The 6664-nt window shown below is 58.4% G+C and carries 6 protein-coding genes; 4 read left to right on the forward strand and 2 right to left on the reverse strand.

Annotation, left to right across the window (positions count from 1 at the left end; translation table 11 throughout):
• Positions 1–1291, forward strand: a 1291-nt coding sequence (locus PMI29_RS09270) for an OprD family porin (protein ID WP_008000742.1), incomplete at its 5' end; no start/stop codon positions are given.
• A gap of 144 nt (positions 1292–1435) precedes the next feature.
• Here the strand turns inward: PMI29_RS09270 and PMI29_RS09265 are convergent.
• Positions 1436–2278, reverse strand: a complete 843-nt coding sequence (locus tag PMI29_RS09265) for a mechanosensitive ion channel family protein (RefSeq protein ID WP_008000743.1) — start codon at positions 2276–2278, stop codon at positions 1436–1438.
• A gap of 137 nt (positions 2279–2415) precedes the next feature.
• Positions 2416–2901, reverse strand: a complete 486-nt coding sequence (locus PMI29_RS09260; RefSeq protein ID WP_007990750.1) for a YajQ family cyclic di-GMP-binding protein — start codon at positions 2899–2901, stop codon at positions 2416–2418.
• Between the two features lie 135 nt (positions 2902–3036).
• Here PMI29_RS09260 and PMI29_RS09255 point away from each other — a divergent pair, with 135 nt between their 5' ends.
• From PMI29_RS09255 to PMI29_RS09245, 3 genes are read left to right on the forward strand one after another with little or no spacing between them, the layout of a single operon-like run.
• The gene (locus PMI29_RS09255; RefSeq protein WP_008000744.1) at positions 3037–3954 is read left to right on the forward strand and encodes a putative 2-dehydropantoate 2-reductase; all 918 of its coding nucleotides are present in this window, start codon (positions 3037–3039) and stop codon (positions 3952–3954) included.
• Between the two features lie 45 nt (positions 3955–3999).
• Positions 4000–6036, forward strand: a complete 2037-nt coding sequence (locus PMI29_RS09250) for a sensor histidine kinase (RefSeq protein WP_033052554.1) — start codon at positions 4000–4002, stop codon at positions 6034–6036.
• 2 nt (positions 6037–6038) lie between these two features.
• On the forward strand, positions 6039–6620 hold the full coding sequence (locus tag PMI29_RS09245; RefSeq protein WP_008000746.1) for a cob(I)yrinic acid a,c-diamide adenosyltransferase: 582 nt from the start codon (positions 6039–6041) through the stop codon (positions 6618–6620).
• Positions 6621–6664 lie beyond the last annotated feature (44 nt).

Consider the following 6664-nt stretch of genomic DNA (forward strand, 5'->3'; position numbering starts at 1 on the left):
TGCAGCAGCAGCCAGTACTCAATTGGCTACGGCCGCCCCTTTCGTAAGTGACCAGGCTGAAGCCAAAGGTTTCGTTGAAGACAGCAAACTCGACTTGCTGGTTCGCAACTACTACTACAACCGCAACAAGAAAAACGGCCAGGTCGATGACAAAGACTGGACCCAGGGCATCCAGGGCATGTTCAGCTCGGGCTACACCCAAGGTCTGATCGGTGTTGGCGTTGAAGCTTGGGGCCAACTGGCCATTAAGCTGGACGGTTCCGACAAGTATTCAGGTTCCGGCAACATGTCCGTGGACTCTGATGGCGAAGTCAACAACAGCCAGGGCAAAGCCGGTGCTGCCGCCAAGTTCCGCATCTCCAAGACCGAGCTGAAAATCGGCGACATGCAGCCAAGCACCTCTCCGGTGTTCGCTGTAGGCGGTTCCCGTATCCTTCACCAAACTGCCAGCGGTATCCAACTGCAGAGCAGCGAAGTTACTGACCTCGACCTCGAAGCCGGTCACTTCTACTCGGCAACCAGCCAGGACCGCAACGCTCGTGACGGCGAACTGTTCGCTACTTACGCTGGCGTGACAGCCAACTCCATCGACTACTTCGGTGGCAAGTACGGCATCACCCCAGACCTGAGCGTATCGCTTTACGGTGCCAAGCTCGAAGACGTCTGGAACCAATACTACGCCAACGCGAACTACACCCTCGCACTGGGCGGCGATAACTCGATCAACTTCGACGGTAACATCTACAACACCAAGGACACCGGTAACGCTAAAGCAGGCGACATCAGCAACACCGCCTACTCCCTGGCTGCTGCTTACTCGTTCCTGAAAGCACACACCCTGACCCTGGCCTTCCAGAAGGTCAACGGCGATACCCCGTTCGACTACATCGGTGTGGGTGACAACAACCGTGGTGGCGACTCGATTTTCCTCGCCAACTCCATCCAGTACTCTGACTTCAACGCCCCTGGCGAGAAGTCGGTACAAGCCCGTTACGACCTGAAAATGGCCGAGTACGGCGTGCCTGGCCTGAGCTTCATGGTTCGTTACGTGAATGGTTGGAACATCGACGGTACCAACACTCCATCGAACAGCACCTACACCGGCCTGTACGGTGCAGACGGCAAACACCACGAAACCAACGTGGAAGCCAAGTACGTCATTCAATCGGGCCCAGCCAAAGACCTGTCGTTCCGCATCCGTCAAGCATGGCACACCGCCAATGCTGACGAAGGCGAAGGCGATATCTCTGAGTTCCGCCTGATCACCGACTACCCGCTCAACATTCTGTAATTGCAGAAAGTTAGTTCGCGGTAATCAAAAAAAGGCCCATCTTCGGATGGGCCTTTTTCGTTGGTGTGACAACAGTGTGCTTAAACGATCAGATCCATGCAGAACATGCTTGACCGAATAGTCAGGCATTGACCAGAAAACCAATCACTGCGCAGCAGATTCCTGAACCACGCGAATAACCCGCTGTGGAAATGGAATATCGATGCCCGCCTCTCTCAGACGATCACGGGACAGTTCGTTGAACATGAACATCACATCCCAATAATCCGCAGTATTCACCCAGACACGCAGGGAAACAGTGATAGAACTGTCACCCAATGTCGAAATGACTGCCTGAGGTGCCGGGTCAGTCAATACACGCGGATCCTTGGCCAGTTCCAGCAACACTTCACGGGCTTTCTGCAAGTCCGCTTCGTAATCAACGCCTACATCAAACACGACCTTGCGGGTCGGCTGACGATTGGTGTTGGTGATGATGCCGTTCGACAGATTGCCGTTGGGCAAGATGATGGTCTTGTTGTCACCGGTACGCAGTACGGTATGGAAAATCTGGATGCTGTCGACGGTGCCGGCGACACCCTGAGCCTCGATCCAGTCGCCGATACGAAATGGACGGAACAGCAAAATCAGCACACCGCCGGCGAAGTTCGCCAGGCTGCCCTGCAAGGCCAGACCAATGGCCAGACCCGCCGCACCAATCGCCGCCACGAACGAAGTGGTTTCCACACCGATCATCGAGGCCACGCTGACGATCAGCAGGATCTTGAGGATGATGTTCGCCAGGCTGCTGATAAAGCCCTGCAGCGCCAGGTCGGCGTTACGCAATGCAATCAGGCCGCCGAGCTTTTTCGTGACCTTGTTTATCAGCCACCAGCCGATGGCCAGGGTGATGACCGCCAGCAGTACACGACTGCCGTATTCCATGATCATCGGGATCCAGGTTTGGGAAACCTTGACCAGGTTGTCTACCTCAGCATTTAAGTCCATCTGCTTGCTCCTTTTTTCCGGCTATCCGGCACGCGTAAAAAAAGCGGCAGAAAGATCGAACCGCGACGGGCTCAATCGTTTCTGCCGATGCTTGGGCCTCCGACGTCGCAAATGCCAAGAGGTTCCCGCTTTCGAGGTCAGTCGCGGAAGTTGTTGAACTGCAGCGGCATACCGAATTCCTTGGCCCGCAGCACGGCAATGGCTTCCTGCAGGTCGTCACGCTTCTTGCCGGTGATGCGCACTTGCTCACCCTGGATGGCGGCCTGGACCTTGAGCTTGGCGTCTTTGACGTGAGCGACGATCTTCTTCGCCAGCTCCTTGTCGATGCCTTCCTTGAGGACGGCGTCCTGCTTCATCAGCTTGCCCGACGCAAAAGCATCCTTGACCTCAAGGCACTGTACGTCGATTTTGCGCTTGACCAGCGCCAGCTTGAGGATCTCAATCATTGCTTCGAGCTGGAAATCCGCTTCCGCTGTCAGGTTGACGGTCAGGTCTTTTTCCTTGAACTCGAAGCTGCCTTTACCTTTCAGGTCATAACGACGATCGAGTTCCTTGACGGCGTTCTCGACCGCGTTGGTGACTTCGTGTTTGTCCAGTTCGGATACCACGTCGAACGACGGCATGTAATCTCTCCAAATATAAAGGCGCACCGATGGAGCACGCCTGGCTTGCGGTTAAAATCCGCGCTGATTATAACGGGTCTTTCCCATCATTCACTGTGAGCTGCCGATGCACGCCTTAAACAGAGCAAAAAGCTGATGTCCACCACCTGGCATGTTCTGGGCGCCGGCAGCCTCGGCACTTTATGGGCGACACGTCTGGCACGGGCCGGAGTGCCAGTCAGGCTGATCCTGCGGGACACCGCGAGGCTGCAAGCCTATGAGGCGGCCGGTGGATTGACACTGGTGGAACACGGCGAGGCGCAACACTATGCCGTGCCCGCCGAGACCGCCGACAGCACGCAGCCGATCAACCGCCTGCTGGTAGCCTGCAAAGCCTACGATACCGAAAGTGCGGTGGCCCGGCTGGCGCCCCGCCTGGCCCCCGGCGCCGAACTGATCCTGCTGCAAAATGGCCTGGGCAGTCAGGACGCGGTGGCGGCACAGGTGCCTCAGGCACGCTGCATCTGTGCGTCGAGCACCGAAGGCGCCTTTCGCGATGGCGACTGGCGCGTGGTGTTTGCCGGGCATGGTTTCACCTGGCTGGGGGATGCCAGCCATCCGGTGGCACCGATCTGGCTCGATGACCTGAGCGCTGCCGGCATCCCTCACGAGTGGAGCACGGAGATTCTGACCAGGCTGTGGCGCAAGCTCGCCCTCAACTGTGCGATCAATCCGCTGACGGTGCTGCACGATTGCCGCAACGGCGGTTTACAGCAGCATCACTGCGAAGTCGCCACCCTGTGCGGTGAACTGGTGGAGTTGCTTGACCGTTGTGGTCAGCCGGCAGCGGCCGAAAACCTGCAACAGGAAGTCGAGCGGGTGATTCACGCCACCGCAGCCAACTACTCCTCGATGCATCAGGACGTCACGAGCCAGCGCCGCACAGAAATCAGCTACCTGCTGGGTTACGCCTGCAAAGTGGCCGGGCGTCATCAACTGAACCTGCCTCACCTCAATCAACTTGAGTCGAGGTTGATTGCTCGCCTGCAAAGCCTTGGATTGCCCAGCGACTGAGCAGCGGCTACGCTGGCCACTTGTTCCTTTTCAGCGATGAACCCGATGCCATTGCGCCAGCGCCTTGAAAACCTGCCTGTCGGCCAGAAACTGCTGGCCGCCCTGCTGGTCCTGTTGATCACTGTCCTGCTGGTCGCCAACCTGACCTTCATCAGCGCCGCCTACTACATTTCCCAGGAAAGCATGGCACCACAGGCCCTGCAGACCATCGGCCGACTGGTGTCGAACCCGAGCCTGGTGTCCGAAGCCCTGGAATCGCCGCAAAGCGCCGAGCGTCTGCTCAACGAACTCAACAGTTATTCACCGCTGCGCGCGGCAGTCCTGTATGACGGCAAGGGCGAGCAGTTGGCGCAGCTACAAAGCGGCGACAAACTGGAGCTGCCGAAGCGGTTCCGGCATATCGAAGACTGGCAGGTGACCGAGTTTCGCAGCAACCAGGTCATCACCCTGCCCCGCCCCGGAACTTCACCGGGGCATTTGCTGTTGGTGGCCAGCAGCGAACTGCCGGTGGCGTTCTACACGGGGACCCTGACGGCCAGCCTGGGGATTCTGATTTTCAGTGTACTGCTCTGGCTGGTCATTGCCCGTCAGATCAAGCGCCTGATTACCCGGCCGATCCATCAGCTCGAAGAACTGTCCCGGCAGGTGACCCGCGAAGAGAACTATGCCCTGCGCGCCTCCCGCGGCAACCATGATGAAATCGGCAGCCTCGCCGAAGCGTTCAACACCATGCTTTCGCGGATCGAGGCCCGGGAGCAGCAACTCAAGCGGGCCAGGGACGACTCCCAGGCCGCCTACGACCAGGCTCAGGGGTTGGCCGAAGAAACCCGGCACACCAACCGAAAACTGGAACTCGAAGTCCAGGTGCGCAGCAAGATCGAGAAAAAGCTCACCGGTTTTCAGAACTACCTCAACAGCATCATTGACTCCATGCCGTCGGCGCTGATCGCCCTCGACGAACAGCTCTACGTGACGCAATGGAACCAGGAGGCCAGCGCCCTGTCCGGTACACGCCTCGACGAAGCCCTGAACCAGCCGATCTTCCTTGCCTTTGAACCGCTCAAGCCGTTCTTGCCGCAACTCAAGCAAACGGTCGAGCAACATACGGTGGCCAAAATCGAACGTGTCACCTGGCTAAAGGATGAAGAGCCCCGCCACTATGCCCTGACCTTCTATCCATTGATGGGCGGCGCCGGGCGTGGCGTGGTGATCCGGATCGACGACATCACCCAGCGCCTGTCCCTGGAAGAGATGATGGTGCAGTCGGAGAAAATGCTCTCGGTCGGCGGTCTTGCCGCCGGTATGGCCCACGAGATCAACAACCCGCTGGGTGCGATCCTGCATAACGTGCAAAACATTCGTCGACGCCTGTCGCCCGATCTGCCAAAGAACCTTGAACTGGCTGAACACGCCGGAATCGAACTGGCGACAGTCAACCAGTATCTGCAAATCCGCGAGGTGCCGCAGTTGCTTGACGGCATCCAGCAGGCCGGTGCCCGGGCGGCGAAAATTGTCACCCACATGCTCAGTTTCAGCCGCCGCAGCACCCGCCAGATGGCCCCGTGCGATTTGCCCGCGCTGATCGACCAGGCGGTGGAGATCGCCAGCAACGATTTTGACCTGGCAATCGGCTTCGACTTCAAGGGCCAGGCCATCATTCGTCAGTTCGATCCGGCACTGGGACCGGTACCCGGCACAGCCAACGAACTGGAGCAGGTGCTGCTCAACCTGTTGAAAAACGCCGCGCAAGCCATTCACCAGCGCGAAGACGACAGCGAGCCGGGGCGGATCACTCTGCGCACCAGGCTCAATCCGCCGTGGGCGGAAATTCAGGTCGAGGACAACGGCATCGGCATGAGCGAAAGCGTGCGCAAACGGACTTTCGAGCCATTCTTCACAACGAAAGAAATCGGCCAGGGCACCGGCCTTGGGCTATCGGTGTCGTATTTCATCATCACCAACAACCACAAGGGGCAGATGGAAGTGCAATCGACTCTGGGCCAAGGCACTTGCTTCACCTTGCGCCTGCCCCTGGCAAACACGCCACCTGTCTCGCAAGAACTCAATCTGCTATCGAGGTAACCATGGGCTTTCGTTTGTCGAAGATTTACACCCGCACTGGCGACAAAGGCGAGACCGGGCTGGGCGATGGCCGTCGCGTACCCAAGGATCACCCGCGGATCGAGGCCATTGGCGAAGTCGATACGCTGAACAGTCAGGTGGGCCTGTTGCTGGCCGGATTGGCGGCGCAAACGCACACCTTTACAGGCTTGCAGGAAGTGATCGATGTTTTGGCGCCTTGCCAGCATCGATTGTTCGACCTTGGCGGCGAGCTGGCGATGCCAGTGTATCAGGCGTTGAATGCAGCAGAAATCGAACGCCTGGAAGCCGCGATCGATGTGTGGAATGAAGAGTTGGGACCACTGGAAAACTTCATCTTGCCCGGTGGCTCGGCGCTGATTGCCCAGGCTCATGTCTGCCGCAGCCTGGCGCGCAGTGCCGAGCGGCGGTGTCAGCAGCTAAATGCGATTGAACCGCTGGCCGGGGTTGGACTGGCGTATATCAATCGGTTGTCGGATTTGTTGTTTGTGGTGGCGCGACTGATTGCCAAGCGTCAGGGAGTGGCGGAGATTCTATGGCAGCCCGCGGCGAAGCCTGATAAATAATCGGCGGCTGTCAGGCCGCCTTCGCGGGCAAGCCCGCTCCCACA

It is taken from the genome of Pseudomonas sp. GM49 (genome assembly GCF_000282355.1).
In the GTDB taxonomy this organism is placed as follows: Bacteria; Pseudomonadota; Gammaproteobacteria; order Pseudomonadales; family Pseudomonadaceae; genus Aquipseudomonas.

Coding starts and splice junctions, on each gene's coding strand:
- PMI29_RS09245 (WP_008000746.1), top strand. CDS start 6,039: ATGGGCTTTCGTTTGTCGAAGATTTACACCCGCACTGGCGACAAAGGC.
- PMI29_RS09250 (WP_033052554.1), top strand. CDS start 4,000: ATGCCATTGCGCCAGCGCCTTGAAAACCTGCCTGTCGGCCAGAAACTG.
- PMI29_RS09265 (WP_008000743.1), bottom strand. CDS start 2,278: ATGGACTTAAATGCTGAGGTAGACAACCTGGTCAAGGTTTCCCAAACC.
- PMI29_RS09255 (WP_008000744.1), top strand. CDS start 3,037: ATGTCCACCACCTGGCATGTTCTGGGCGCCGGCAGCCTCGGCACTTTA.
- PMI29_RS09260 (WP_007990750.1), bottom strand. CDS start 2,901: ATGCCGTCGTTCGACGTGGTATCCGAACTGGACAAACACGAAGTCACC.